20 protein-coding genes and 3 pseudogenes are annotated in these 24,203 nt (G+C 70.5%); 13 read left to right on the forward strand and 10 right to left on the reverse strand.

Features of this window, described 5'->3' with window-relative positions:
• Positions 1–22: 22 nt before the first annotated feature.
• The gene (locus ACZ5NH_RS18655; protein WP_468776524.1) at positions 23–1,942 is read left to right on the forward strand and encodes a helix-turn-helix domain-containing protein; all 1,920 of its coding nucleotides are present in this window, start codon (positions 23–25) and stop codon (positions 1,940–1,942) included.
• Between the two features lie 117 nt (positions 1,943–2,059).
• On the opposite strand, the gene ACZ5NH_RS18660 is transcribed toward ACZ5NH_RS18655, so the two are convergent.
• Positions 2,060–3,439 (reverse strand): MFS transporter, encoded by a 1,380-nt coding sequence (locus ACZ5NH_RS18660; RefSeq protein ID WP_468776527.1) that lies wholly within the window; start codon positions 3,437–3,439, stop codon positions 2,060–2,062.
• A 358-nt stretch (positions 3,440–3,797) separates the two neighbouring features.
• Here ACZ5NH_RS18660 and ACZ5NH_RS18665 point away from each other — a divergent pair, with 358 nt between their 5' ends.
• Entirely contained in the window at positions 3,798–5,150 is a 1,353-nt protein-coding gene (locus ACZ5NH_RS18665; protein ID WP_468776529.1) for a peptidylprolyl isomerase, read from the forward strand.
• Positions 5,151–5,479: 329 nt separating this feature from the next.
• Here the strand turns inward: ACZ5NH_RS18665 and ACZ5NH_RS18670 are convergent, their stop codons facing one another.
• On the reverse strand, positions 5,480–7,045 hold the full coding sequence (locus ACZ5NH_RS18670; protein ID WP_468776532.1) for a YibE/F family protein: 1,566 nt from the start codon (positions 7,043–7,045) through the stop codon (positions 5,480–5,482).
• 780 nt (positions 7,046–7,825) lie between these two features.
• Between ACZ5NH_RS18670 and ACZ5NH_RS18675 the strand changes: the two genes are divergently transcribed.
• Complete coding sequence (locus ACZ5NH_RS18675) at positions 7,826–9,895, forward strand: putative Ig domain-containing protein (RefSeq protein ID WP_468776535.1); 2,070 nt, start codon at positions 7,826–7,828, stop codon at positions 9,893–9,895.
• Between the two features lie 195 nt (positions 9,896–10,090).
• Here the strand turns inward: ACZ5NH_RS18675 and rpsN are convergent.
• Positions 10,091–10,400, reverse strand: a pseudogene (gene rpsN / locus ACZ5NH_RS18680) (30S ribosomal protein S14).
• Complete coding sequence (locus ACZ5NH_RS18685) at positions 10,400–10,663, reverse strand: 50S ribosomal protein L28 (protein WP_468776537.1); 264 nt, start codon at positions 10,661–10,663, stop codon at positions 10,400–10,402. The pseudogene rpsN and the gene ACZ5NH_RS18685 overlap by 1 nt, the downstream one beginning before the upstream one ends.
• On the opposite strand from ACZ5NH_RS18685, the pseudogene ACZ5NH_RS18690 reads away from it, so the two are divergent.
• The 3 genes and pseudogenes from ACZ5NH_RS18690 to ACZ5NH_RS18700 form a co-directional block, all read left to right on the forward strand.
• A pseudogene (locus ACZ5NH_RS18690) lies at positions 10,650–11,186 on the forward strand (GTP-binding protein); the annotation flags it as partial. The gene ACZ5NH_RS18685 and the pseudogene ACZ5NH_RS18690 overlap by 14 nt on opposite strands.
• A gap of 29 nt (positions 11,187–11,215) precedes the next feature.
• Positions 11,216–11,554: a hypothetical protein gene (locus ACZ5NH_RS18695; RefSeq protein ID WP_468776955.1), complete on the forward strand. Its 339-nt coding sequence runs from the start codon at positions 11,216–11,218 to the stop codon at positions 11,552–11,554.
• Between the two features lie 443 nt (positions 11,555–11,997).
• Positions 11,998–12,243 (forward strand): annotated as a pseudogene (locus ACZ5NH_RS18700) (IS630 family transposase); the annotation flags it as partial.
• Between the two features lie 47 nt (positions 12,244–12,290).
• On the opposite strand, the gene ACZ5NH_RS18705 reads toward ACZ5NH_RS18700, so the two are convergent.
• Positions 12,291–12,662 carry a winged helix-turn-helix transcriptional regulator gene (locus ACZ5NH_RS18705; RefSeq protein WP_468776539.1) on the reverse strand — a complete coding sequence of 124 codons (372 nt, stop codon included), beginning with the start codon at positions 12,660–12,662 and terminating at the stop codon, positions 12,291–12,293.
• Positions 12,663–12,754: 92 nt separating this feature from the next.
• Here ACZ5NH_RS18705 and ACZ5NH_RS18710 point away from each other — a divergent pair, with 92 nt between their 5' ends.
• The 4 genes from ACZ5NH_RS18710 (at position 12,755) to ACZ5NH_RS18725 (ending at position 16,127) form a co-directional block, all read left to right on the forward strand.
• Positions 12,755–13,594 (forward strand): SDR family oxidoreductase, encoded by an 840-nt coding sequence (locus ACZ5NH_RS18710; RefSeq protein ID WP_468776542.1) that lies wholly within the window; start codon positions 12,755–12,757, stop codon positions 13,592–13,594.
• Positions 13,595–14,068: 474 nt separating this feature from the next.
• Positions 14,069–14,947, forward strand: coding sequence for a universal stress protein (locus tag ACZ5NH_RS18715; RefSeq protein ID WP_468776545.1), 879 nt, complete (start codon positions 14,069–14,071; stop codon positions 14,945–14,947).
• Positions 14,948–15,240: 293 nt separating this feature from the next.
• Positions 15,241–15,519, forward strand: a complete 279-nt coding sequence (locus tag ACZ5NH_RS18720; protein ID WP_468776547.1) for an SHOCT domain-containing protein — start codon at positions 15,241–15,243, stop codon at positions 15,517–15,519.
• Positions 15,516–16,127 carry a sulfocyanin-like copper-binding protein gene (locus ACZ5NH_RS18725; RefSeq protein ID WP_468776549.1) on the forward strand — a complete coding sequence of 204 codons (612 nt, stop codon included), beginning with the start codon at positions 15,516–15,518 and terminating at the stop codon, positions 16,125–16,127. The genes ACZ5NH_RS18720 and ACZ5NH_RS18725 overlap by 4 nt, the downstream gene beginning before the upstream one ends.
• 56 nt (positions 16,128–16,183) lie before the next feature.
• Here the strand turns inward: ACZ5NH_RS18725 and ACZ5NH_RS18730 are convergent, their stop codons facing one another.
• The gene (locus ACZ5NH_RS18730; RefSeq protein ID WP_468776552.1) at positions 16,184–16,492 is read right to left on the reverse strand and encodes a hypothetical protein; all 309 of its coding nucleotides are present in this window, start codon (positions 16,490–16,492) and stop codon (positions 16,184–16,186) included.
• A gap of 410 nt (positions 16,493–16,902) precedes the next feature.
• Between ACZ5NH_RS18730 and ACZ5NH_RS18735 the strand changes: the two genes are divergently transcribed.
• Positions 16,903–17,913 carry a lysylphosphatidylglycerol synthase transmembrane domain-containing protein gene (locus tag ACZ5NH_RS18735; protein WP_468776555.1) on the forward strand — a complete coding sequence of 337 codons (1,011 nt, stop codon included), beginning with the start codon at positions 16,903–16,905 and terminating at the stop codon, positions 17,911–17,913.
• 42 nt (positions 17,914–17,955) lie between these two features.
• Here the strand turns inward: ACZ5NH_RS18735 and ACZ5NH_RS18740 are convergent, their stop codons facing one another.
• Positions 17,956–20,358, reverse strand: coding sequence for a glycoside hydrolase family 65 protein (locus ACZ5NH_RS18740; protein WP_468776558.1), 2,403 nt, complete (start codon positions 20,356–20,358; stop codon positions 17,956–17,958).
• 57 nt (positions 20,359–20,415) lie between these two features.
• Complete coding sequence (locus tag ACZ5NH_RS18745) at positions 20,416–21,291, reverse strand: universal stress protein (RefSeq protein WP_468776560.1); 876 nt, start codon at positions 21,289–21,291, stop codon at positions 20,416–20,418.
• Between the two features lie 194 nt (positions 21,292–21,485).
• On the opposite strand from ACZ5NH_RS18745, the gene ACZ5NH_RS18750 reads away from it, so the two are divergent.
• Entirely contained in the window at positions 21,486–22,166 is a 681-nt protein-coding gene (locus ACZ5NH_RS18750; RefSeq protein WP_468776563.1) for a CBS domain-containing protein, read from the forward strand.
• A gap of 4 nt (positions 22,167–22,170) precedes the next feature.
• Here the strand turns inward: ACZ5NH_RS18750 and ACZ5NH_RS18755 are convergent, their stop codons facing one another.
• Complete coding sequence (locus tag ACZ5NH_RS18755; RefSeq protein ID WP_468776565.1) at positions 22,171–23,091, reverse strand: pyridoxamine 5'-phosphate oxidase family protein; 921 nt, start codon at positions 23,089–23,091, stop codon at positions 22,171–22,173.
• 116 nt (positions 23,092–23,207) lie between these two features.
• On the opposite strand from ACZ5NH_RS18755, the gene ACZ5NH_RS18760 reads away from it, so the two are divergent.
• Positions 23,208–23,885, forward strand: a complete 678-nt coding sequence (locus ACZ5NH_RS18760; RefSeq protein WP_451555979.1) for a CBS domain-containing protein — start codon at positions 23,208–23,210, stop codon at positions 23,883–23,885.
• A 12-nt stretch (positions 23,886–23,897) separates the two neighbouring features.
• Here the strand turns inward: ACZ5NH_RS18760 and ACZ5NH_RS18765 are convergent, their stop codons facing one another.
• Positions 23,898–24,164: a DUF1876 domain-containing protein gene (locus ACZ5NH_RS18765; protein ID WP_468776939.1), complete on the reverse strand. Its 267-nt coding sequence runs from the start codon at positions 24,162–24,164 to the stop codon at positions 23,898–23,900.
• Between the last annotated feature and the right edge of the window lie 39 nt (positions 24,165–24,203).

A 24,203-nucleotide genomic window follows, 5' to 3' on the forward strand; every position in this document is an offset into this window, starting at 1 on the left:
GCCGATGCGGAATCCTGTGACCATGTCTCGCGATCACGTTCAGACGGCACCCAGCGGCAGCATCGAGGCCCCGTACCTCGAGCTGCTGGCCCGCGACGCCTCCGCGGAGGCGTACGAGCAGCCGCTGCTGCTCGCCCGGGCCGAGGGCGGACCGGCCGACCGGATCGCCGCGCTGGAACAGGCCAAACTGCTCGCCCTGCGGGTCCGCGCCGAGCTGGAGGGCCGCCGGCGCCGCGAGGCGGAGCTGTCCGCGCTCTTCGAGACCGCCCACGACCTCGCGGGCCTGCGTGATCTGGACGCTGTGCTGCAGGCCATCGTGCAGCGCGCCCGCTCCCTGCTCGGCACGGACGTCGCCTACCTCACCCTGAACGACCCGGCGCGCGGCGACACCTACATGCGGGTCACGGAGGGCTCGGTCTCCGCCCGCTTCCAGCAGCTGCGCCTGGGCATGGGCGAGGGCCTCGGCGGACTGGTCGCCCAGACGACACGGCCGTACGTCACGGACGACTACTTCAAGGACGCCCGCTTCCAGCACACCCTCTCCATCGACGACGGCGTCCGCGACGAGGGCCTGGTCGCCATCCTCGGCGTCCCTCTCATGCTCGGCCCGCATGTCATCGGCGTCCTCTTCGCCTCCGACCGCAGGGCACGCGTCTTCGAACGCGCGCAGATCGCCCTGCTCGGCTCCTTCGCCGCGCTCGCCGCGGCCGCCATCGACACAGCGAACCTGCTGACCGAGACCCGTGCCGCCGTGGCCGGCCTGGAGCGCGCCAACGAGATCATCCGGGACCGCAGCGCGGTCATCGAGCGCGCCTCGGACGTACACGACCGGCTCGCCGAACTCGTCCTGCGCGGCGGCGGGGTGCACGACGTGGCCGGTGCCGTCTCGCAAGTCCTCGACGGCACCGTGGAGTTCAGCGAGGCCGACGCGGCACCGGCCGAGGCGCTGGAGGCCTCCCGCGCCGAGGGACACGCCGTACGGCACGGCGACGACTGGATCGCGGCGGTCGCCGCGGGCGGTGAACTCCTCGGCGCGCTGGTCCTGCGCGGGCATCCCGGCCTCGACCCCGTCGACCAGCGCACCCTGGAGCGCGCGGCGATGGTCACCTCGCTGCTCCTGCTCGCCCGCCGCTCGGCGGCCGAGGCCGAACAGCGGGTGCGGGGCGAGCTGCTGGACGACCTGCTGGACGCACGCGACCGCGATCCGCGCCTGCTGCGCGAACGCGCCGCCCGGCTGCACGCCGACCTGGACGCCACCCATGTCGTGCTCGCCGCACGCCTCGACGGCCCGGCGGCCGACGCCGACGAGGAGGCCGCGGCCCGCCGCCGGCTGTGGTCGGCCGCCTCCCACCTCGCCGCGACCCGGCACGGCCTGGCCGCCGCACGCGACGGCGGCACCGTCCTGCTGCTGCCGCTCACCGCCGGCCACAGCGCCACAGACCTGGCCCGGCGCACCGCCCATCAGCTGGGCACGGCCGTCCACCAGCCGGTCACGGTCGGCGCCTCCGCCCCCGTCACCGAGCTCACCACCCACCCCGAGACCGTCGTCGGCGCCTACGCCGAGGGACGCCGCTGCCTGGACGCGCTGCACCTGCTGGGCCGGGCCGGGGACGGCGCGGCGGCCGAGGACTTCGGCTTCCTCGGCCTGCTCCTCGCGGGCGAACGGGACGTCGCCGGCTTCGTCGACCGCACCATCGGCCCCGTCGTGTCCTACGACGAGCGCCGAGGTACGGAATTGCTGCGCACCCTCGACGCGTACTTCGCCTGCGGGATGAGCCCGGCCCGCACCAAGGACGCGCTGCACGTCCACGTGAACACGGTCGCTCAACGGCTGGAGCGGGTGGGCCGGCTGCTGGGCGAGGACTGGCAGACCCCGGCCCGCGCCCTGGAGATCCAACTGGCCCTGCGACTGCACCGGTTGGCGGCCCCGGACAGACGCTGACCCCCGTACGGGCGCGCCGTACGGGGGCTGGGCAGCGGATGCGCGGGCGGCGGGCCATGCCGGTGGGGGCCGCGCCGGCCGGGTGGAGTTGTGTGCGGTGGGGCGGAGTTGTGTCGGTCAGGCCGTGTGCGCCTGCGCGGCCTGACCGGTGGTGGCGGACTCGCCGCCCTCGGCCTCGACATGGGCGAGATCCCGGTGCCGCGTCTCCCGGGCCACGCCCACGGCGACCAGGGTCAGTACAGCGGCGGCGATCACATACAGGGCGATCGGAGTGGAGCTGCCGTAGTCGTCGAGCAGCGCGGTGGCGATGAGCGGGGCCGGCGCGCCGGCCGCCACGGAGGCGAACTGGGCGCCGATGGACGCACCCGAGTACCGCATCCTCGTTGCGAACATCTCGGCGAAGAAGGCGGCCTGGGGCGCGTACATCGCGCCGTGCAGCACGAGCCCGACGGTCACGGCCAGGACCAGGTAGCCGAACGACCCGGTGTCCACGAGCGAGAAGAACGGGAACATCCACAGGCCGACACCGGCCGCGCCGAGCAGGTACACGGGCCGCCGCCCGACCCGGTCGGACAGCGCGCCCCAGGCCGGGATGACGGCGAAGTGCACGGCGGAGCCGATGAGCACGGCGTTGAGCGCGGTCTGCTTGGACACGCCGGCCGAGGTGGTGGCGTACACGAGGATGAAGGCGGTGATGACGTAGTAGCTGATGTTCTCGGCCATGCGGGCGCCCATGGCCACCAGCACGTCCCGCCAGTGGTGCCGCAGCACGGAGACGAGCGGCAGCTTCTCGGTCTCCTCCGCACGCCGGGACTCGGCGCGCGCCAACGCCTCCTTGAACACCGGTGATTCGTCGACGGACAGCCGTATCCACAGACCGATGAGCACGAGCACCCCGGAGAGCAGGAACGGAATCCGCCATCCCCAGGTCCCGAAGGCGTTGTCGGAGAGCACGGCGGTCAGCAGCGAGAGCACACCGGTGGCGAGCAACTGCCCCGCCGGTGCGCCGGTCTGCGGCCACGAGGCCCAGAAACCGCGCCGCCGCGCGTCCCCGTGCTCCGACACCAGCAGTACGGCACCGCCCCACTCCCCGCCGAGCGCGAATCCCTGGACGAGGCGCAGGGTGGTCAGCAGCACGGGCGCGGCGGCCCCGACGGTGGCGTGCGTGGGCAACAGCCCGATGGCGAACGTCGCTCCGCCCATCAGCACCAGGCTCAGCACCAGCAGCTTCTTCCGTCCCAGCCGGTCACCGTAGTGCCCGAACACGAGCGCCCCCAGCGGGCGGGCCGCGAAGCCGACGGCATACGTCAGGAACGACAGCAGAGTTCCGACGAGCGGGTCGGAGTCCGGGAAGAACAGCTTGTTGAACACCAGCGCGGCGGCGGAGCCGTAGAGGAAGAAGTCGTACCACTCGATGGTGGTGCCGATGAGGCTGGCGGCGACGATACGGGGGAGGCTGGCGGGGGTTGGGGGAGCGGATGATACTTCGGATGCCATGTGCGCCACTTCCTCGTGTGCGGTGGGGACGGGTACGTGTCGGCACACGGTAGGAAGATGCAGGTCAGGCGCACATGTGGTGGACCACCATAGTTCGAGGCTCGGCTATGCGCGTGACCACCATGCCGGCTCAGGGAAGAGCGGTTCAGCGGCTCGCAAGTGATCGAAACCAGCACCGTCCGGGATGCGTAGTTCAGGGTGATTTGACGATGCGGTGCTGACTCCCGTGCTGGTTTGGTGCTGACTAAAGGCCCACGCCATTCGTAAGCTCGCGCCGGACAAGAGCCGGGACGACTTCTTCACGTTCTTCGCCGCGGACAAGGCACTGCAGGACTGGGACCTGGACAACGACGAGATCATGGACGGCATCGTCGACGGTGCGCACGACTGCGGAATTGACGGTATCTGGACGTTCGTGGACGAGCGCTATATCACCGCTGACGCGCATCAGTTCCTTCCGTCGCGTGCGGGCAAGATCGAGCTGGTCGTCCTGCAGGCGAAGAACTCGTCGGGTTACCAGGAGTCTGTGATCGAGAAGCTTCACTTCCATCTGCCGACTCTGCTGGATATGGGCCGGGAGGAGGAGGATCTGGTTCCGCCCACCAACGCCAAACTGCTGGAGCGTACACGCCGCTTCTTGCACATCCTCGAGGAACTGGCGTCTTCCTTCCCGCAGGTTCAGCGGCACCGTCAGTCTCGACAGCGGCACCCCGGTGAGATCACCTCATGGGCACGGCCGCGTTCGGTGGGGGCCTCTGCGAGGACTGGGGAGGCCGCTCGACCGGGTTCGGGGAGCATCCGTCGTGCTCCGGGTGGACGCCCTGATCGGCCAGCCGACGCTGTGCCGCATCCGAACGAAGTGGCCTGCGGCCGCGGGCCGAAGGCTGGGAGGCGGATGTGGCTTGCGGACGGGTCCTCACCCGCCGGGCCGCGCTTTAGACTGCGACCGCTCCGAAGTCTGACGATCTTTTGGAGGGTGTTCAGGATGAACCGAGCTGTCATGACCGCATTGGCGACAGCAGCGTTGGTCGCGTCCGGGGGCAGCACTACCGCCTCCGCTTCCGATGCCCCGCCGCGAACCACGCACGGTCCTTGCCAGTACACCCAGACACCGAACGAGCCGGCGGCGCGGCCGGTTGCCCTGCCGCCCGACCCGCGGCACACCCCCAATCACGGCACGGTCGATACGGCTGTCCGGACCAGCCAGGGCCCGCTCCCGTTGCGTCTGGACCGGGCGAAGGCGCCGTGCACGGTCCAGAGCTTCGTGCACCTGGCGCGGCACCGGTTCTACGACCGTACGGTGTGCCATCGGCTGACGGCGTATCCGACGCTGAAGGTCCTGCAGTGTGGCGACCCAACCGGCACTGGCGAGGGTGGGCCGGGGTACGAGTACAAGGACGAGCTGCCGGTGGACCTGCCGCCGGCACCGAGCGATCCGACCGGCGTCCGTCGCCTTTACGGGCGCGGCTTGCTGGCGATGGCCAACGCCGGGCCGAACACGAACGGTTCGCAGTTCTTCGTCGTCTACGGCAACTCTGCGCTGCGACCGGACTACACGGTGTTCGGCACTGTCGGTGCCGCCGGCCTGAAGACGCTCGACAAGATCGCTGCTGGCGGTATCGAGCCAACTTCCCAGGACCCGGCGCCTGTCGACGGCATGCCCGTGCTGCGGACCGAGCTGCTCAGCGTCCGGCCGTCCTGCCGGCCCTGATGAACTGTGGTGCGGTCACCGTGGGTCCAGCTATGGCGCTGGATCGCCGACCTGCATATTCATGAATCCGGTAGTTCCTGCTCGACCGTTTCCGGGTCCTGGCGGTTCAACGTGTGGAGTGCGTCGTGATGCCTGGATCTGTCGTGGATTCGAGGGTGGGGACCGGGGGAGCACGGTCGGAGCGACGGCCGGTGGTGCGCTGTGGCGGTCGATGACGAAGGTCACGCGGCCGACTCAACCCCTCCCAGATTTCTCCCGCAGACCGCGAGGTTGAACTGCTGACCAGATGAGGGCCTGCGCGGTCCGCCCTCACTTTGAAGAGATCGATCTCAACGCTTCCGTCGGCGCCCGCCCCGGCCCGCTGCCGCTCCCGCGGTTGTCGTTTCCCGCTCCGGGCCGGGGCGATCGGCTGCGACCACCAGGGCCGCCAATAGCGTCGTGACCGGCACCGAGGCAACCAGGCCGATCGAGCCCACCAGCGTGCGCACGATCTCTTCGGCGACCAGCTCGCTGTTGGCGACCGTGGCCACGCCGCTCTGGGCGATGGAGAAGAGGAGCAGGAGGGGCAGTGCGGCGCCGGCGTAGGCGAGGACGAGGGTGTTGACGACGGAGGCGATGTGGTCGCGGCCGATGCGGATGCCTGCCCGGTACAGTCCGCGCCAGCCCATCGTGGGGTTGGCGTCGTGCAGTTCCCAGACGGCCGATGTCTGCGTCACGGTGACATCGTCGAGCACGCCGAGCGAGCCGATGATAACGCCGGCGAGCAGCAGGCCGCTCATGTCGAGCTTCGGATACAGGCCGTGGATCAGGCCGGTGCTGTCGTCCGTGTTACCGGTGAGGGCGGCCCAGCCGATGAACGCAGAGCCCAGGATGCCGATCAGCGCCAGCGAGAGCAGGGTGCCGAGCACCGCCACCGAGGTGCGGGACGACAGGCCGTGGCACATGTACAGGGCGATCAGCATGATGGCGCTCGAGCCGACCACCGCCACGAGCAGCGGGTTCGAGCCCTGCAGGACGGCCGGCAGGACGAAGAAGTTCAGCACCAGGAAGCTGATGGCCAGCGCGACCAGCGCCATCACGCCGCGCAGCCGGCCCACGACCACGACGGCGAGCGCGAAGATGCCGGCGAGCAGGGCCATGGGAAAGCGACGGTTGACGTCGGTGACCGAGTACTGCAGATCCTTGGGCGCGGAGGGTTCGTAGGCAGTGACGACCTTCTCGCCCTGGTGCAGCTGCCGTGCCTGGTCGGGCTGCACGATCTCGGTGAAGGTGCGTCCCTTGTCCTTGCCGGTGTCGACCCGGATCGTGGCCTTGTGGCAGGTGCCGCTCGCCTCCTGCTGTGCCGAGTTGCCCTCGGCGGTAGAGGTGTCGCCGGTCGGGGTCTCGCCGGAGGCGTTCACCGCCTTGCAGCTCACCTCGACGACCTTGGTGACGGTCGCCTGCTGGGTCTGCTGGTCGAAGCCGACACCGGTGTGCTTGTGCGACGGGGCTCCGCCCGGCCACAGCACGACGAGTCCCACCACTACCGCGGCGGTGAAGGGGATCAGGATCGCCGCGATGACCTTGCGTAGGTGCCGGGAGACCGGCGCCGCGGGCCCGTGGCTGTGGCTGTGGCCGTGCGAGTGGCCGTGTCCGTGACGGCCGGCTCCCGCTTCGGGGCTGTGACCGGAGCCATGTTCGGCTGCGGTCGCTGGTGCGTGCCCATGGCCTATCGCCTGAGAGAGGGGGAGGTGGCCCGCGCCGGCATCGGGTCCGTAGCCGGGGTGAGGTATCGACTCAGGGACATTTCCGTACCCGTAGTCGTGGCCGTACTCGCTCGCCCGACCACCTCTGGGTCGGGGCGGTTCGCCGACCCGGTTCCAGTCACCGGCGCTCTGCCGGTCAGCGGTTCCCATGCCGTCTCCCTCGCGGTTGTCCGTGCCCCCTCCGGAGCCGGTCCTGCGCGGCGGCTCTGAGGAAGAGTACGGGAACGGCTGTGGCGTGGACTCAGCCCGAGCATCGCCAGGAGATCGAGCGTTCTGCTCACCATGCCCGGATCATGAACCTCTTCACCGGCCGCATTTCCGCGCGGCCCCCGGGGTGCGGGCCGCGAAACTCCCGTCGCCATAGGAGGAGCACGGCTCCTCTGCGGGTGTGCTGCAGGGCGCGAAGGGGCGTGGCCGGGCCGTCGATCCGTTCAGTCTCGGGGCTGGAGAGCCCTTGCGGTGCGTACCCAACGCAGGTGGCCAGAGTCGGCGCGGCGGTGCGCGGCCGGCTGACGTCATTGGGCTCGTCGAGGGTGCCGCAGACGCTGGACAACGGTGAAAGGAGCGCTTGCGGTTGCTGTGCGGTCCCGGAAGGAAGTTCAGGCTGATCAACAGAATGAGCCCCGTTCACGGAAGATGCCATCGACACCCACCAGGGCCAGCTCTGGGTCCAATACCTGGCCGGCACGCGCCGGCCCCCATGAGGGGGCCAACCGCATTCTATGGAGAAGCAAAGAATTCGACCCGGTACTGCCCGGTAGGACCTGTTTGGGTCTACGTTCCCCCCGCATCCTGTCATGTCACGCAAACCCGGCGTGGCAGGGCGCTGTGAGTGTCATGCTCCTGACTGCGCGGTTCCACCGCCGCTACGCGCAATCACGGGCCTGCCCATCCAGTGCGATACCCCACGTCAACCGGAGGCAGTACCCCATGCGTGAGTCACACCCGAGCGGGCGGAGACGGAGTCTGCGAAGACTCGTCACCGTCGCCTTCCCCGCCCTCGCCCTCACCGTCGCCGGATTCACCGCCGCACCGACGGCCGGCGCCCAGCCTGCCGCGACCCACCCTCAGACCTCCAAGGTCACGCAGAACAACAAGGCACTGACCGCCCCTGAGCGGCAGACCTACCACTCGACCGGCAAGGCCGGCCAGCAGGTGCCGACCCAGCACCTGTGCGCCACCGCCGAGCCAGGTCATGCGTCCTGTTTCGCCCAGCGCCGTACCGACATCAAGCAGCGGCTCGCCTCGGCGGTTGCCGCTGCCGCGCCTTCCGGCCTTTCCCCGGCCAACCTGCACAGCGCCTACAACCTGCCCACGGCGGCCGGTTCGGGTATGACGGTCGGCATCGTGGACGCCTACAACGACCCCAACGCCGAGTCGGACCTGGCCACGTACCGCTCCACGTACGGCCTGTCGTCCTGCACCAAGACCAACGGCTGCTTCAAGCAGGTCAGCCAGACCGGCTCCACCACCTCGCTGCCGACCAACGACAGCGGCTGGGCCGGTGAAGAGATGCTCGACATCGACATGGTCAGCGCGGTCTGCCCGAACTGCAGCATCATCCTGGTCGAGGCCAACTCCGCCAGCATGGCCGACCTCGGCGCCGCCGAGAACGAGGCCGTCTCGCTCGGCGCCAAGTTCGTCTCCAACAGCTGGGGCGGCTCCGAGTCCTCCTCGCAGACCAGCGACGACACCTCGTACTTCAAGCACCCGGGTGTCGCGATCACCGTCTCCTCGGGTGACTCCGCCTACGGCGCCGAATACCCGGCGACCTCCCAGTACGTGACCGCCGTCGGCGGCACCGCGCTCACCACCGCCTCCAACTCCCGCGGCTGGAGCGAGTCGGTGTGGCACACCAACTCCACGGAGGGCACCGGCTCCGGCTGTTCGGCGTACGACCCGAAGCCGAGCTGGCAGACCGACACCGGCTGCTCCAAGCGCATGGAGGCCGACGTCTCCGCGGTCGCGGACCCGGCCACCGGCGTGGCGGTCTACGACACCTACGGCGGCACCGGCTGGGCGGTCTACGGCGGCACCAGCGCCAGCTCGCCGATCATCGCCTCCGTCTACGCCCTCGCGGGCACCCCGGGCGCGAGCGACTACCCGGCGAAGTACCCGTACTCCCACACCTCCAACCTGTACGACGTGACCAGCGGCAACAATGGCAGCTGCTCCCCGTCGTACTTCTGCACCGCGGGCACCGGCTACGACGGCCCGACCGGCTGGGGCACCCCGAACGGCACCGCCGCCTTCACCTCCGGCTCCACCGGTGGCAACACGGTGACCGTCACCAACCCCGGCAGCCAGTCGACCACCACCGGAAGCTCGGTCAGCCTGCAGATCAAGGCCACCGACAGCGGCGGCGCCTCCCTCACCTACAGCGCGAGCGGCCTGCCGACCGGGCTGTCCATCAACAGCTCCACCGGCCTGATCTCCGGTACGGCGTCCACCGCGGGCACCTACCAGGTCACGGTCACCGCGAAGGACTCCACCGGCGCCTCCGGCTCGACCTCCTTCACCTGGACCGTCGGTTCCGGTGGTGGCGGCTGCTCCTCCTCCCAACTGCTGGCCAACCCCGGCTTCGAGTCGGGCAGCACTGGCTGGAGCGCGACGAGTGGGGTCATCACCAACGACTCTGGTGAGGCGGCGCACGGCGGCTCGTACTACGCCTGGCTCGACGGCTACGGCTCCTCGCACACCGACACGCTGTCCCAGTCGGTGACGATCCCGGCAGGCTGCAAGGCCACGCTCACCTTCTACCTGCACATCGACACCTCTGAGACCACCACCAGCACCCAGTACGACAAGCTGACGGTGACCGCCGGTTCGACCACCCTGGCGACGTACTCGAACCTCAACCACAACTCCGGTTACGCGCAGAAGACCTTCGACCTGTCCTCGCTGGCGGGCCAGACGGTCACCCTGAAGTTCAACGGCGTGGAGGACTCCTCGCTGCAGACCAGCTTCGTCGTGGACGACACCGCCCTGACGACCGGCTGATCTTCCGGTACGGCCTACCCCGCACGCGGAAGCCGTCCGCGTGCGGGGTAGGCCGTACCCACCTGGTCGTGGCAGATCGCCCGTGCCGGTGCCGCCGCCCGCCCCCGTTCAGGATGGCGGAAGGCGCGTTCGGAGCCGGGCACAGATGCGGGCTGCGTTGCCGACGCGCCCGTTGTGAGCCCCTGGTGTGCCGGGTCACCAACTGCTGTTGGTCACGCCAGGGAGCTCGCCCGCGTGGGCCATCTCGCGTACTCGGATGCGGGACAGGCCGAAGGCGCGCAGGCAGCCGCGGGGACGGCCGTCCACGGAGTCGCGATTGCGCAGGCGGGTGGCGTTGGAGTCACGGGGCTGCCGGCATAGTTCCCGCTGGGCGGTCGGCGGCGCGGCCCTCGTCGGAGCTTCCGGGGAACGCGACGATCGCCTTCAATGCAGCGCGGCGCGCGGCGTATCGGGCCACGACGAGGCGCCGCTGGTCGTTCTTCGCGATCTTGCTCTTCTTCGCCATCAGACCGTCCCTCCACGGGCGCGGATGCGGGCCACCGCGGCCTCGATGCCGATCGTGTCGACCGCCTTGATGCCCTTGACGGAAAGAGCGAGCCGGACGTGCCGGCCTTCACTCGGCAGCCGGTAGCGCTTGCTCCGCGCCTGCTGCGCGCTGCGCGAGGACCTCGTCCCCGAACTGCTGCGGCTCGCCCAGGAGGGAAGGTACCGGCCGGCCGTCGTGGAACTGTGGGACTCCGTCGAGCCCCAGGCCATGGCCGGAGTCATCGCCGCCGCGGGTGCACCGCTGGCCCTGACCGGGGTCGCCACCGTGGTCGCCCCGGCACTCGTCCTGCCGTACCTGTCCAACGGCGACGACCTGGCCGACGTCGGCCTCGCTGCCGCTCCGACCGACCAGCGCACGGTCGCCGGCACCTTCGCCCGGCAGCTGGAGTACCCCACGGTGATCGCCCTAGGCGACGACGATTCCTGCGACGAGGTCGCCGACGACACCGACCACGCGCTGCTCGCCCAGCTCACACCAGGCGCACGAAAGGTACGCGTGGAAAGCGTCGGCGCCCTGGGCGCAAGTCTGCTGGCGGGCTTCAACGTGGCAGCGGCCGCCGCCCGTGTGCATCCTGCGTGCGCGCTGCTACCGCAGTCGTGCGACGAGCACGGCGTGAGCACCTTCGTCTGGCGGCGCGAACGGCCCTTCCATCCGCAGCGCCTGTACGCGGCGCTTGAGGACGTCACCTGCGCCGCCGCGCGCAGCCGGGGCCGGTTCTGGCTGGCGGACCGCCCCGACACACTGCTGTCCTGGGACGCCGCCGGCGGCGCGCTGTGCGTGGCGTCGGCCGGCCCCTGCTGGCAGCTCTGCCCGACGCCGCCTGGGAGATGGTGCCCGCCGAGCGCCGCCTCGCCGCCTCCGTGGACTGGCACCCGGAACACGGCGACCGCTGCCAGTACCTCACCTTCACCTCGCCCGGCCTGGACCGCGACGGCCTGTCGGCCCTGCTCGACTCCTGCCTGCTCACCGACGACGAGTACGCGGCGGGCAGGGACCGCTGGCAGCAACTCCCGCACGCCTTCGACGACTTGCTCGACCCCGTGGCTGGTGCTGCGGGTCCTGCCCGGTGTTCGTACGGGGGGCCGAACCGGCCTTGGCGGACACGCACTTGACCGAGCTGATGCCCGCGGCCCGACACGGCCGTATGCTCGCCCGTGCCTATGCCTTCGGGATTCTCGCCGTCTCCCGGTGGCGGGCGTTCCGGCCGCCGGGCTGCCCCACTCGATCGCGGGGATCCCCCGTCGGCGGCGGCTGTTGCCGCTGGCCCGGGCTGGTGCGGCTGGGTGTGGCCGCTGCGTCGTCAGCTGCGCCGCAGCCCCGCCCGGGAGACCGGGTGATCTCTTCGACGCGTCCACCGACGCGGCTGTTACCGCTGTGGCCGAACCGGGTCCGAGGACCAATGCGGCCGCTGGAAGGTAGAGCGGGCGGACCTCCTGGATCGCCCGGACGATCGTGGGAGACCCCACCTTGTAGAGCACGCCCAACGCCGCACGGGTGGGCCGAGTCCGCAGATGGACCCGTGTCCCCAGGAGCCGGTCGATGAAGACCACTGGCTCACCCCCGGTTCCACCTTCATTTCACCCCGACCGGCTCGGCCTGGCTGAACCTGGTCGGGCGGTGGTTCGGCGAGCTGACCTGCAAGAAGCTCCAGCGCAGCGTCCACCGCTCCGGCCCCGCCCTCGAACGCCAGATCCGCGCTTGGATCAAGGACTGGAACGCGAACCCCCGCCCGTACGTATGGCACAGGACCGCCGAGCAGATCCTCGACAGTCTCGCCGGTCACTGCCGACGCATCAACGAGGTCACCAGGTCACTCTGGATTCGCCTTCGAGGCCGACCACCACCGCACTATCCCGGGCTGCGCGGCGGTAGCCGGTGTGTGATCCGGTTGAACAAGTCCGTCAGCGGCTCGCTGACGTCCTGACCGAACTCGGACAGCCCGTAGGTGACCTGGGGCGGCGTCGTCGGCTCCACCTCCCGCCAGATCAAGCCGTCCTGGACCAGCGCGCGCAGGGTCTGAGCGAGCATCTTCTCGCTGATGCCCTGGATGCTGTCGCGCAGCTCGTGGAACCGAAGGTCGTTGCTCCGCAAGGAGATCAGCACCCAGATACCCCATCTGCTGGTCACGTGGTCGACCACGTTTCGCGCGGGGCAGTCGGTGTGAAACACCTCATACCGATTGCCTATCTCAGCCTGCGTCAGCTGCGCACCTTCCTTCATGTCGGGAGCTTACCTCTGGGTATGTTCTTACGAAAAGTAAGCCCGCCTCCTAGCGTCAATTACCGAAGCGCACAACGGACTAGGAGCTGAACATGATCGTGGTGACCGGGGCTACCGGGAATGTGGGCCGACCTTTGACGCACGCCCTGGCCGAGGCGGGCGAGCAGGTGACGGCGGTGTCGCGGCACGCGGTGGCGATGCCGGACGGAGTCCGGCACGTGACGGCGGACCTGGCCGAGCTGACAAGCCTCGCACCCGCGTTGGACGGGGTGAAGGCCCTGTTCCTCCTGCTGCCCGGAGACCTGCACGCCCCCGAAGCCAGGCCGGCCGACATCATCGGCCTGGCCGCGGCCAGTGGGGTCCGCCGGGTCGTCCTGCTGTCTTCGCAGGGCGTGGCGACCAGGCCGCTCGGTCCGTCGCGGGTCGCGATGCGCGCGGTGGAGGACGCGTTGCGGGAGTCCGGCCTGGACTGGGCCGTCCTGCGACCGGGCGGTTTCGCCTCCAACGCGTTGGCCTGGGCGGAGTCCGTCCGCACGCAAGGGACGGTCGCCGCGCCCTTCGGCGACGTAGGGGTGCCGGTCATCGACCCGGCAGACATCGCCGAGGTCGCGGCGGCCTGCCTGCTGGACGACCGGCGCGCCGGCGGGGTGTACGAGCTGACCGGGCCGGAGGTCATCACGCCGCGTCAGCAGGCGGAGGCGATCGCCGCCGCGCTCGGCTCGCCTGTACGGTTCCACGAACTCACCCGCGATGAGGCCAAGGCCACGATGACCCGGTTCGTGCCGGCGGAACTCGCCGACGACACCCTGGACATCATCTCTGCCCCGAACCCCGCCGAACTGCGGATCAGCCCGGACGTGGAACGAGTCCTCGGCCGCGCCCCGCGCCCCTTCGGCGGCTGGGTCGCCCGCAACATCGCCGCTTTCCGCTGAGGCACAACCCCACTGAAGCACCAGGGCAGTCTCGTGCGGCTGCGGCCGCACGAGGCGAATTGAAGCTGCGGGTGGGGGCCGGCCGGGGCGGCGGGGGCCAGGGCGGGGGCCGCCTGCGATGCCGCCGTCAGCGCGCACAGATTCACCAGGAACGTACGTATCGAGTGGCGGAACACGACTTCCTCCTCCAGGGGCCCCTTGGGTGACAGCGCCCCTTCCGCATACGACCCGTTGGGGTGCACCCACGCCGTGTCTGCTGAGCCTTCCGGGTGATGACTGAGCGTGATCAGGGACGGGGTGAGTCACCGCGACAGCGGTGGTACGGCGGCGCCTGGGAGCACGTCCACGGACGCGTATGGCGCCGCTGTCCAGAAGGTGCCGGGAAGGCCATCCGATGCGCTGCGCGGCACCGTGGCGGAGGATGGACGCAGCCGGGCAGGCGGCCGCGAAGCCGGCCTGGCGAGGAGGCGCGGCATGGCGAAGCCGGTCGTAGTGGGAGTCGACGGCTCACCGTCCAGTCTGGACGCGGTCGAGACGGCGGCACACGAGGCGGTGCTGAGCGGGGTTGGCCTGCGGCTGGTGCACGCCTTCGGGTGGCCGTCGATCCATCCACCCCCTAGTGGGCCTCCTTGGAGTCCTGCCAGGGCGGGGGTGCGCGAGCTGGTGGACGGTGCGCTGGCCGAGGCCGAACAACGGGCACGTGAGGTCGCGCCGCGTGTGGACATCGCACGAGAGGTCACCGTGGGCGAGCCGCTGATGGTGCTGGAGATCGAGTCGCGCACCGCCTCGCTCGTCGTGGTGGGCAGCCGCGGGCTGGGCGGGTTCGGCAGCCTGCTCCTCGGTTCCACTGCCGTGCATCTGGCCGCGTATGGCCACTGCCCGGTGCTGGTGGTAAGAGGCAGGCCGAATCCGACCGGTCCCGTGCTGCTGGCGGTGGACGGCTCCCCGGCGGGCGAACGCGCCGTCGAATTCGCCTTCGCCGAAGCGTCGATGCGCGGTGCGGACCTGCTGGCCCTGCACGTGTGGAACACCTGGAGCGAACGGGCCTACGAGGGGCCGGGCGACCCGCTGAACATGGTGGTCGACATCGACCGGCTCCGCGAGGAAGAGCAGCGGCTGCTGGACGAGACCCTGGCTCCGTGGCAGACGCGCTATCCCCAGGTCGCTGTGGAGCGGCGCCTGGTGCGCTCCCGGATCCGCCCGGCCCTGATCGAAGCGAGTCACGAGGCGCGGCTGGTCGTGGCCGGTGCGCGCGGACGCGGTGGCTTCACCGGTCTGCTGCTCGGCTCGGTCAGCCAGGCCCTGCTGCACCACGCGCACTGCTCCGTCGCGGTGGTCCGAGGCAAGGAGTGACCGCCGCCACCCGTGCGTCGGGCCTTCGACGTCAGCACCGGTCAGGAGAGCCGACCGCCGGCGACGGCGGCTGCGGAGTGGGTGGGTCGACGGCCAAGCCCTGGGTGGTGAACGGCCTGGGTGGCACGTCGTGCTCTGCGAAGGGTTTCCACACAGCTGCCAACGGCGGAGCCGAATGGGGCGTTGGGTCCTCCGGCCCCACATCTGGGAACTGTGGCCCAGCGCGGCTGAGGTCTCACTGATTCATCCTGGTATCACCGGAGCAGAGCAGTCAGCCGAGGGAAGTGATCGGCATGATGTGGTACGACGGAGGATGGGGCTGGGGCGGCTGGATCGTCATGACGGTGTTCATGGTGCTGTTCTGGGCCGTCCTGATCGTTGGCCTCGTCGTACTCGTGCGCTACCTCGCCGGTGCCCGTCATCATCAGCAGCCGGGCTTGTCTCCACCGCCTGGCGAGGAAGGGTGGCAGGACCGGCGGGCCGAGAACCTGCTCGCGGAGCGGTTCGCACGCGGGGAGATCGACGAGGAGGAGTACAAACGTCGGCTCGCGCTGCTTCGGGAGCACCGATGAACCCGCATCGCCGTCGAGGGGTCTGGTCGGCGATCGCCATTGCCGCGGCGGCCCTGGTGCTGGGTGTCGCCACGACGGGTCTGATGGCTGCGTCCGGCGCCTTTCACAGGGCGGGACCGGCGTCCTGGCGAGCGCAGGGCGCCCGATGCGCCGCGCCGGCCGCGACAGGCAGTGCGGTCGACGTGACCGTGTGGGACACGGGACGCATGATGCGGGGCCCGAACTGGCCCGCGCCGAACAACGGCCACCCAGGTTGGTACGGCATGGGCATGATGCGCCTGGTAGCCCACCCCACGACCGTTCCGGCAGGGAAGGTCACACTGCGGGTAATCAATGCGGGAACCCTCACGCACGAGGCGATCGTGTTGCCGCTGCCGGCGGGGCAGGGCGCAGGACAACGTGCCATCGGCTCCGGCGGCCGGGTATCGGAAGCCGGCAGTCTCGGCGAGGCGTCCCGCACCTGTGGCAGTGGCGCTGGAGACGGCATCGCCCCCGGTGCCGCGGCCTGGACCACGGTCACGCTGCGACCGGGTCGCTACGAGCTGCTGTGCAATGTCCCGGGTCACTACGCGGCTGGGATGTACACGGAACTGGACGTCACTCGGTGAGTGGCCCTCACCAGCGATAGGGGTCCGCCGTAGAGGGTTCCCGATCGTCGCCGGATTCAGCGGGAAGCCGCTGTCCCGGTCCGGCCGCCAGCAGGGCGATGCGGGCCTGGAACGGCGGCCAAGTTGCTGGTGGCAGTGGAACAGGGACAGCTCCGGCTGCTCGGCGGTGAAGTAGAAGTCAGGGTCTGGTAGCCGCCGAGCATGATCACGTCATTGCGCGGACCGTCCTGACTCGGCTGGAAGTGCGGCGGGTGGACCCGGGTGTGGGCGGCGAGGTCCCGGCGCTGGTGGCGGTCCAGGCCGGCGGTCAACCGGGCGGCCTCCAGCCAACCCACCTCGGGCAGCTCCAGCGGGGCGTCCTTCATTTGCTGCTCCCGGGCTGGGCGAGGCGGAGCGGCTGGGGCTCTGGTCCCATGGCGTGCTTGGGCTGTTCGGGCACGCGGGCGATCGGTGCGGATCGGTGAGCCGTCGTCGGTGCTGCGGGCCGGGCGAGGGGCGGGCGCCGGTCGTGGGCCGGGGGGACCGCGTGGACAGGGCGGCCAGCGCGGCCGGGCGGACGGCTGCGGGCCGATACGCGGGACCGGGACTGCGGTGCCGGGTGACCGCGGCGAGGCGCGCTGTGCCGGCCCGACTCGTCGCGTACCTTCGGCATCGGAACCCTCACGCTGCCTGGCGGGAGTGATGGCCGATGTCCGGGCGGCGGGAGCCCGAAGCGCTGGGTGGTGCTCGGTGGCCGGAGGGACGTCCCGCGCGACCGGGCCCGGTGTGGTGGTCGGTGGCCGTTCTCCTCGCGGCGGCAGTGGTCCTCGTCGCAATCCTGCGGCGGCGTGAACTGGCGCAGGCCTACCACCTCATCGTGGGAGTACACCCGCTACCGGTGGCGGGCGCCGTGGTGTGCCAGGTGCTGTCGATCGTGTGTTTCGCCGCCATGTACCGCTGGCTGCTCGGGGCGGGCGGGATCCGTTGGAGCCTGCGGCGCGCGACGGCGATCGTGGTGGCCGCCAACGCCGTCGCGGGTGCGTTGCCCGGAGGGGCGGCGTTCTCGGCCGCCTGGGTTTTCCGGCAGCTGCGCCGCAGGGGCGTGGAGCAGGTACTCGCGGCCGCCGTGCTGGTGGTGGCCGGTGCGCTGGCGGTACTGGGTCTGGCCGTCCTGCTCGTGGCCGGTGTGGTCGCGGCGGGACCGGCGGGGCTGCGGACCGTTCTGCTTCCCGTGGCGGGTGCGCTGCTGGTCCTGGGGGTCGCCTTGGCGGTCGTCGGGGCATCCCGCTTCTCGGGCTTCCGTCACGCGGTGGGGCGAGTCTGGGCGAGTGCCGGGACGCGCTCCCGCCGCGTCCGACAGGGCCAGGAGGCACTCGCCCGGCTGGTCGCACAGGCCCGCGGTCTGCAACCCGGCCTGCGGCCGTGGCTTCGACCGTTCGCGTTCGCGCTGCTGAACTGGGCCTTCGACGTCGCTTGTCTGGCTGCCAGCCTGTGGGCGCTCGGCATCGGCGTGCCCTGGCACAGCCTGCTGCTCGCCTACGTCCTCACCCAGATCCCCGGCAGCCTGCGCCTGACCCCGGGCAGCCTCGGCATCGTGGAGACGAGCCTGTCCGCACTGCTCGTGCTGTACGGTCTCCGGCCCGGCCCGGCGATCGCCGCGACGCTCCTGTACCGCGCCGTCAGCTATTGGGCCCTGCAACCCGTCGGTTGGGCGTGCTGGCTCGCCATCACCCTGCATACCGGTGCGCCGGGCTCTCCGCCACGCCACCCGGCACGACGCGGCAGCCCCAGGGAGAACGAACGGTGAGTGGAGATCCCCATGGTGGCCGAGCCGGCGACCGCCGCAGCGTCAGTCCTCCGGCAGAAGGAGCGTGCACGTCTCCCCTGGGGCGATGGTCACCGCGCGGTCGGCCAGCACTACGCGGATCGGCGATTCCTCCGAGTCGGGTACGGCGATCTCCAGCTGCCCGCTCCGGCGCCGCATGCCGATGCCCCAGTGACCGCGATAGTGCAGTGTGAAGCCGTACTCGGAGAGCGCCGGAAGCGGGACCGGGTCCAGCCAGAGGGCGTCCTCGCGTGTCTCCAGTCCCGTCAGGCCGCGCTGGATCAGGTCGAGGGTTCCGGCCATGGCGCCGAGGTGGATGCCTTCGCCCGTGGTGCCGCCCTGGATGTCGGCGATGTCTGCCTCCAGGGCTTCATGGACGTACTGCCATGCGTCGGTCCGTCTGGCTCTGGCGAGGACCAGGCCGTGGACGAGTTCGCTGAGGGTCGAGCCGTGGCTGGTGCGCTGGAGGTAGTAGTCGACGGTGCTGCGCCAGATCTCGTCGTCCAGGTGGTATCCGAGACGCCGGAACAGAGCACGCAGTTCCGTGGGCGAGAACAGGTAGCCGAGCATGAGGACGTCGGCCTGCTTGGACGCCTTGTAGCGGTTGACCGTGTCGCCCTCGGCCTCGAGAACGCGGTCCAGCCGCCGGATGGTGCCGTAGCGGGCGCGGTAGGCGTCCCAGTCGAGTTCGGTGAGGTCCTCGTAGCCCTCGAACTGACTGATGACGCCTTGGTGGAAGGGCACCCGCAGGCGTCTGGAGACCTCCTCCCACTCCGGCAGCGCGTCGGCGCTCAGCCGGACCCGCTGGAACAGTTCCTCGCGCCGCCATGCGGGAAGGCGCCGCACGAGCTCCAGAGTGCGGGTGAGGACCCAGGCGGCGGTGACGTTGGTGTACGCGTTGTCGTCCAGCCCGGGCTTCGCGGTACCGGGATAGCTGTCGTGGTACTCGTCGGGGCCGACGACACCGCGGATCCGGTAGCGGCGCGTGTCATGGTCGAAGACTGCGAGGTCCGCCCAGAAACGGGCGATCTGCAGCAGCATTTCCGCGCCTTTGGTGTGCAGGTACTCCGTGTCACCGGTGGCCTCGCAGTACTGCCAGACGTTGTAGGCGATCGCCGAACCCACGTGGTGCTGGAGGCGCGAGTGGTCCGGCAGCCAGCGGCCCGAGGCGGGGTTGAGATGCCATTCCTGGGATTCCTCACGCCCGTTGCTGCCGCTCTGCCACGGATACATGGCCCCGGTCCTGCCGGCCGCGCTCGCCGCCGCGCAGGCCCGGGAGAGGCGTCGGTGACGGTAGTTCAGCAGTGCCCGGGACACTTCCGGAAGGTGCAGGTTGAGATAGGGGAGGACGAAGAGCTCGTCCCAGAACACATGACCCCGGTACGCCTCGCCGTGCAGACCCCGGGCCGGGACGCCTGCATCCAGCTCCGCCGTGTGCGGTGACAGCGTCTGCAGGACGTGGAAGAGATGGAAGCGCAGGATGCGGCCGGCCTCCCCGGGCACCTGTACGTCCGTGCGTCGCCACAGCCGCTCCCAGGCCGCGACATGGGAGTCGAGCAAGGCCGGAAAGTCCGCCGCCACGGACACCCGCTCGACGGCCTCGCCGAGGGCATCGCTGATCGCTGTGTCCCGCGAGGTGTGCAGTGCCACCGTCTTGTCCACGGTGACGGGCCTGCCCCGGGTGATCGGGACGACCAGACGGTGGACAGCGCGGTGGCGGGCGGGCCGAAGCACTGATGAGGCCGGAGCCTCGTCCGCGCGGACCGCCGTCCGGGCTGCCAGGGCGATGGTGATGTCCGAAGTGCTGGTCCGGCAGCTCAGCCAGATGGTGTGGGGCTCGTGCGCACCGGTTCGCACGTGGTTCAGGTGGTGGCGGTCGAGTGCGCGATAACGGTGCACATTGCCGTTGGTGACATCGCCGTCCAGAGAGCTTTCGATCTCGATCTGCCCGGTCCAGTCCTCGGCCGTGAGCACCGTCCGCAGTGCGGCCAGGTGCGGGTCCTCCATGTGCACGAGGCGGGTCTGCTCGACGTGGAGCACACCCAGTTCGTCGTTCCGGTGGCGGGAGGACCGTTCGAGTGTGCCCCGGCGCAGATCCAGTGTGTGCCGGTGGTCCAGGAGGGTGTGCGTGCCGGGGGAGAACCACGGGCTCCACGTCCCGTCCGTGCGGCGCGCCCGGAACCGGAGAAGGAGCCAGTTGGGGAGGTTGACCACGTCCTCGTTCACGACCTGCCGACCCGCCACGGTCGACTCCAGGCGGTTGTAGCACCCCGCTGCATAAGTGCCTGGATAGTGCACCAGGCCGGCCCGGTGTTCCGGCAGGGCGCCGCGGGTGGCGAAGTAGCCGTTGCCCAGTGTGCAGAGGGACTCACGCAGTTGCTCGGCGGCGGGGTCGTAACCCGTCCACTCCCATGTCCACTCCGACATCCGCCACCTTTCCCTCTCCTTCGCAGGCTGTGCGGGCCCAGGTGCCTGTGGCGGGCCTCAGACCGGCTGGGGGACGACGGCGACCGGGCAGTCCGAGTGGTGCAGCAGGGTGTGGCCGACCCGGCCGAGCTGCAGACCGAAGTGGCCGTGCCGGCGCTGAGCGCCGACGACGATCAGGTCCGCTTCTGCCGATTCCCGCAGGAGGACCCGGTGGGCGGTGCCCTCGACCGCCTTGCGACGGACATCCACCTGAGGGTGCTCTCGTACCGCCTCGCGCAGGGCATCTTCGAGACTGGTCGCGGCCCGCTCCTCGCGCAGCCTGGCGGCGTCGTCAGCGATCAGCATGTGGTCCACGGGTTCCTGTGACGGATTGCGCCAGGCCCGTACGGCTGTCAGGGCACAGCCGCGCACCTCGGCTTCCCGCACGGCGAACCGTACGGCCCCCGCACCACCGGACGCGTCACCGACCCCCACCACCACGCGGCCGTAGGCTCCCCGCCGGTTGGCTTCCGCGCCCCGGATGACGACGACCGGGCAGACGGCGCGGGCCGCGACCGCGAGGCTGACGGATCCCAGCAGCATCCCGGCGATCTCGCCGCGCCCACGTGACCCCGTGACCAGGGCGAACGCCTCGGGCGCCGTCCGCAGCAGCGCGGACACGGCGTCCTCCGGCAGCGCCTTGCCGGACACCTTGACCTCGGGATTGCGTCGCCGGGCCCGGTCCACGCACGACGCGACGATGTGCTCGGCCATGACCTCCTCGGCCGGACGGTCGGTGCTGAAGGACGGTTGGGCTCCCTCGTACCGCTCCCAGAGAGAGGCATGGACGAGATGGAGGGGCAGACCGTGCCGTGCCGCCTCGTCCACGGCCCAGTCGACCGCTGCCAGACTGGAGTCCGATCCGTCGACGCCCACGACCAGTGGGAGTTCCATAGCTGTCACCGCCTTCTCGCCCGGCTGCCGAGGTCCTCCTGTGAATACCGTCGCACTGCCTGCCCGGCGCCGCGACACGCCATCGGGTCCCGGGCCAGGGTGGCTCTCCGGCCGGTTTGCGACCTGTCAGGTCATGGTGATGCTTGAGGCATCCGCCGAGCCGGGTTCCCCGGCCGCCCTTCGAGGACCGAGACATGCCCGTCACTGTTGTGCACATCGTGAGCGATGTGATGACCACGCCCGCGGTCGCCGTCGGGCGCGATGCGCCGTTCAAGGAGATCGTGCGGGTCATGGACGAGCGGCACGTGAGTGCCGTGCCGGTCGTGAGCGGCGAAGGGCGGGTCGTCGGCGTGGTGTCCGAGGCCGACCTGCTGCCCAAGGAGGAGTTCCGGGATCGTCGGCCCACCCGTTCCGAGCGGATGCGACTGCGATCCGACCTGGCCAAGGCGGAAGGTGTGACCGCTGAGGAGGTGATGAGCGCGCCCGCTGTCACGGTCCGCCCGGACGACACCCTGGCCCGGGCAGCGCGCCTCATGGCCGTGCACCACGTCAAACGGCTCCCGGTCGTCGATGCCGAGGACGGATTGCGCGGCATCGTCAGCCGTGGCGACCTGTTGCGGGTCTTCCTGCGGTCGGACGAGGACATCGAGGAGGAGGTCCGCCGTACGGTGGTGTCCTACCTGTTCCCCCTGCACGCCCACGCCATCCACGTGTCCGTGCGGGACGGCGTCGTCAGGCTCCGCGGGCCCGTCCACGACACCTCGCTCACCTGGGTCGCCGAGCGCCTCGTGCGCGGGTTGGAGGGCGTGGTGGGCGTCGAATCCCGACTGGGCGGCGAGGGTTCGGGACCGGACAGCCCTGCGTCCGAGCCATGACCGTCTACTGATCGGCAGGGGTGATCCGGCGGCCCGTGAGGTGGGTGGGCTCGATCGACACCCACATCTCGCGCTCGCCGCCCGCCCACGGCGTGGTGTGCGCGCGTTGGGCGAGCTCGCGTACTGCCTCGGGGTCCGTCACCACACGTGCCGGTCCGACGGCGAGCACGCTCCAGCCCTGGCTCAGGGCGTCGTCCACGTGGTCGACCTCGAAGGCGACCTCCGTCTCCGCTGCCGCCGCCGTCACGGAGTCGGGCGCGGTCCGGAAGACGATGGCGTCATCGACGAATTCGTAGTTGACCGGGACGACTGCCGGGCGGCCGTGGGCCGTCGACACCGCGACCCGCCCCACCCCGTGCGTGGAGAGCAGGGTGCGGCACTCCTGGGGGCTGAGGTCCCGAAACTGGGGGTGCAGCAGTGCGTGGCCCTGACCGGGCGGGAGATCGATGCCTCCGCCGCGCAGTGCGGCGACCGAGGTGCCCAGCGCGTCGGCCAGTCTGATGAGCGTCGCCAAGGTCGGATCGGCGGGCTGTTCCTCCAGATGGGCCAGATAGCAGGGCGACATTCGCGCGCGGCCGGCTGTCTCCTCTCGGCTCAGTCCGCGCCTTCGGCGTTCGACGGCCACCCGCCGGCCGATGTCACCGGGATTGCCCGTCCCGGCCGGCCTGCTCACCGTGGACGCGGCCGCCGCCTCGCCGGCTGTCGGCGGCGCCTCGCCCACCCCCGGGGGCCGCTCGTGCTCGAGATGGCGGATGTGGGCGTCCGGCCCGGGAAACACGAGCGTCACGTCGTCCGTGTCGGACCAACGCACGTCGTAGGGGGGTGTTCCGTCCTCGTGGTGCAGTCCGACGATCTCGCCGTCGCGCCTGGCTGCGCCGGTCGCCGGACTCTCGATGACGAGTTGGTCGCCGAGGTGAGCTCGCATGATCGCCGCCCTCTCCTCAGAATGGTGCTGTATCCAACCTGCCACGCGGGCCGCACCGCCGCACGGGGCGGCGGCCTCGTATCCGCGAGGTGGGTGTCCCGCACCCGGGAGGCACCATGCATCACCGAACAGTCGAGGAGCTCATGTCCCGGGACGTCGTCCGGGCACGGCCCGACACGCCGTTCAAGGAGCTCGTCAGGCTGCTGGAGGAGAACGACGTCACCGCCGTACCCGTGGTGGACGAGCTCGACCGTCCGATGGGCGTGGTGTCCGAGGCCGACCTGCTGCGCAAGAGCGCCGACCAGGCCGACCCGACCGGCAGGACCCCCATTCCGCATCTGGAGGCCTGGGAACGTGCCAAGGCCGAGGGATCCCGGGCCGAGGAACTGATGTCCGCTCCCGCGGTGTGCGCACGGCCCGAATGGACCGTGGTCGAGGCCGCCCGCCTCATGGAGACCCAGAACGTCAAACGCCTGCCCGTGGTCGACGAAGCCGATCGGCTGCTCGGCATCGTCAGTCGTGGTGATCTGCTGAGGGTCTTCCTTCGCCGTGACGACGCCATCCGCGAGGAGATCACCGGAGACGTCCTGCGGCGCACCTTGGGGCTCGATCCGAGGGACGTGACCGCGGAGGTCCGCGATGGGCGGGTCGCCCTTGCAGGCACCGTGGAGCACAGGAGTCTGATCCCCGTCATCGAGCAGTTGTGCCGGGGCGTCGACGGCGTGGTCTCGGTCACCGCGCAGATCTCGTTCCGGACGGACGACGCCCGGGACACACCTACCGGGACCCTGTGAAGCGGTTGGGCATCAGAGAGGTCGTCCGGCTGTCTGACGGGTGCTGGGTTGTGGGGCGTTGGCCTGGACGCCGCGTTCGGCAGTCTCCAGCAGCTGATGAGCCAGATGGACCAGCGCCCTGCCTGCCGCCAGCTCATCGCCGATCTCCGGCACGTTCGTGTCCGCCGGATGGCAGTGCGCGGTTCCGTGGCCGGTGAGCGCCGTGGTGCCGGTGTCCAGCACCAGGTGGGCTTTCGTCGTGCCGTCGTCGTCCTCGAAGAGGTCGAGACGTACCTGGATCGCGGAGCCGCAGGTCCCGGGCTACCGGCGACCGGCCCT

Source organism: Streptomyces sp. NPDC031426 (assembly GCF_055581585.1).

Bases quoted from the DNA above. Each gene is read 5' to 3' on its own strand.
- ACZ5NH_RS18710 (WP_468776542.1), top strand. From the start codon at position 12,755: ATGATCGTGGTGACCGGGGCTACCGGGAATGTGGGCCGACCTTTGACG.
- ACZ5NH_RS18730 (WP_468776552.1), bottom strand. From the start codon at position 16,492: ATGAAGGACGCCCCGCTGGAGCTGCCCGAGGTGGGTTGGCTGGAGGCC.
- ACZ5NH_RS18750 (WP_468776563.1), top strand. From the start codon at position 21,486: ATGCCCGTCACTGTTGTGCACATCGTGAGCGATGTGATGACCACGCCC.
- ACZ5NH_RS18705 (WP_468776539.1), bottom strand. From the start codon at position 12,662: ATGAAGGAAGGTGCGCAGCTGACGCAGGCTGAGATAGGCAATCGGTAT.
- ACZ5NH_RS18755 (WP_468776565.1), bottom strand. From the start codon at position 23,091: ATGCGAGCTCACCTCGGCGACCAACTCGTCATCGAGAGTCCGGCGACC.
- ACZ5NH_RS18725 (WP_468776549.1), top strand. From the start codon at position 15,516: ATGAACCCGCATCGCCGTCGAGGGGTCTGGTCGGCGATCGCCATTGCC.
- ACZ5NH_RS18670 (WP_468776532.1), bottom strand. From the start codon at position 7,045: ATGGGAACCGCTGACCGGCAGAGCGCCGGTGACTGGAACCGGGTCGGC.
- ACZ5NH_RS18720 (WP_468776547.1), top strand. From the start codon at position 15,241: ATGATGTGGTACGACGGAGGATGGGGCTGGGGCGGCTGGATCGTCATG.
- ACZ5NH_RS18660 (WP_468776527.1), bottom strand. From the start codon at position 3,439: ATGGCATCCGAAGTATCATCCGCTCCCCCAACCCCCGCCAGCCTCCCC.
- ACZ5NH_RS18745 (WP_468776560.1), bottom strand. From the start codon at position 21,291: ATGGAACTCCCACTGGTCGTGGGCGTCGACGGATCGGACTCCAGTCTG.
- ACZ5NH_RS18655 (WP_468776524.1), top strand. From the start codon at position 23: ATGTCTCGCGATCACGTTCAGACGGCACCCAGCGGCAGCATCGAGGCC.
- ACZ5NH_RS18665 (WP_468776529.1), top strand. From the start codon at position 3,798: ATGGACGGCATCGTCGACGGTGCGCACGACTGCGGAATTGACGGTATC.
- ACZ5NH_RS18760 (WP_451555979.1), top strand. From the start codon at position 23,208: ATGCATCACCGAACAGTCGAGGAGCTCATGTCCCGGGACGTCGTCCGG.
- ACZ5NH_RS18715 (WP_468776545.1), top strand. From the start codon at position 14,069: ATGGCGAAGCCGGTCGTAGTGGGAGTCGACGGCTCACCGTCCAGTCTG.
- ACZ5NH_RS18740 (WP_468776558.1), bottom strand. From the start codon at position 20,358: ATGTCGGAGTGGACATGGGAGTGGACGGGTTACGACCCCGCCGCCGAG.
- ACZ5NH_RS18685 (WP_468776537.1), bottom strand. From the start codon at position 10,663: ATGACTCCGGCCATGGCCTGGGGCTCGACGGAGTCCCACAGTTCCACG.
- ACZ5NH_RS18675 (WP_468776535.1), top strand. From the start codon at position 7,826: ATGCGTGAGTCACACCCGAGCGGGCGGAGACGGAGTCTGCGAAGACTC.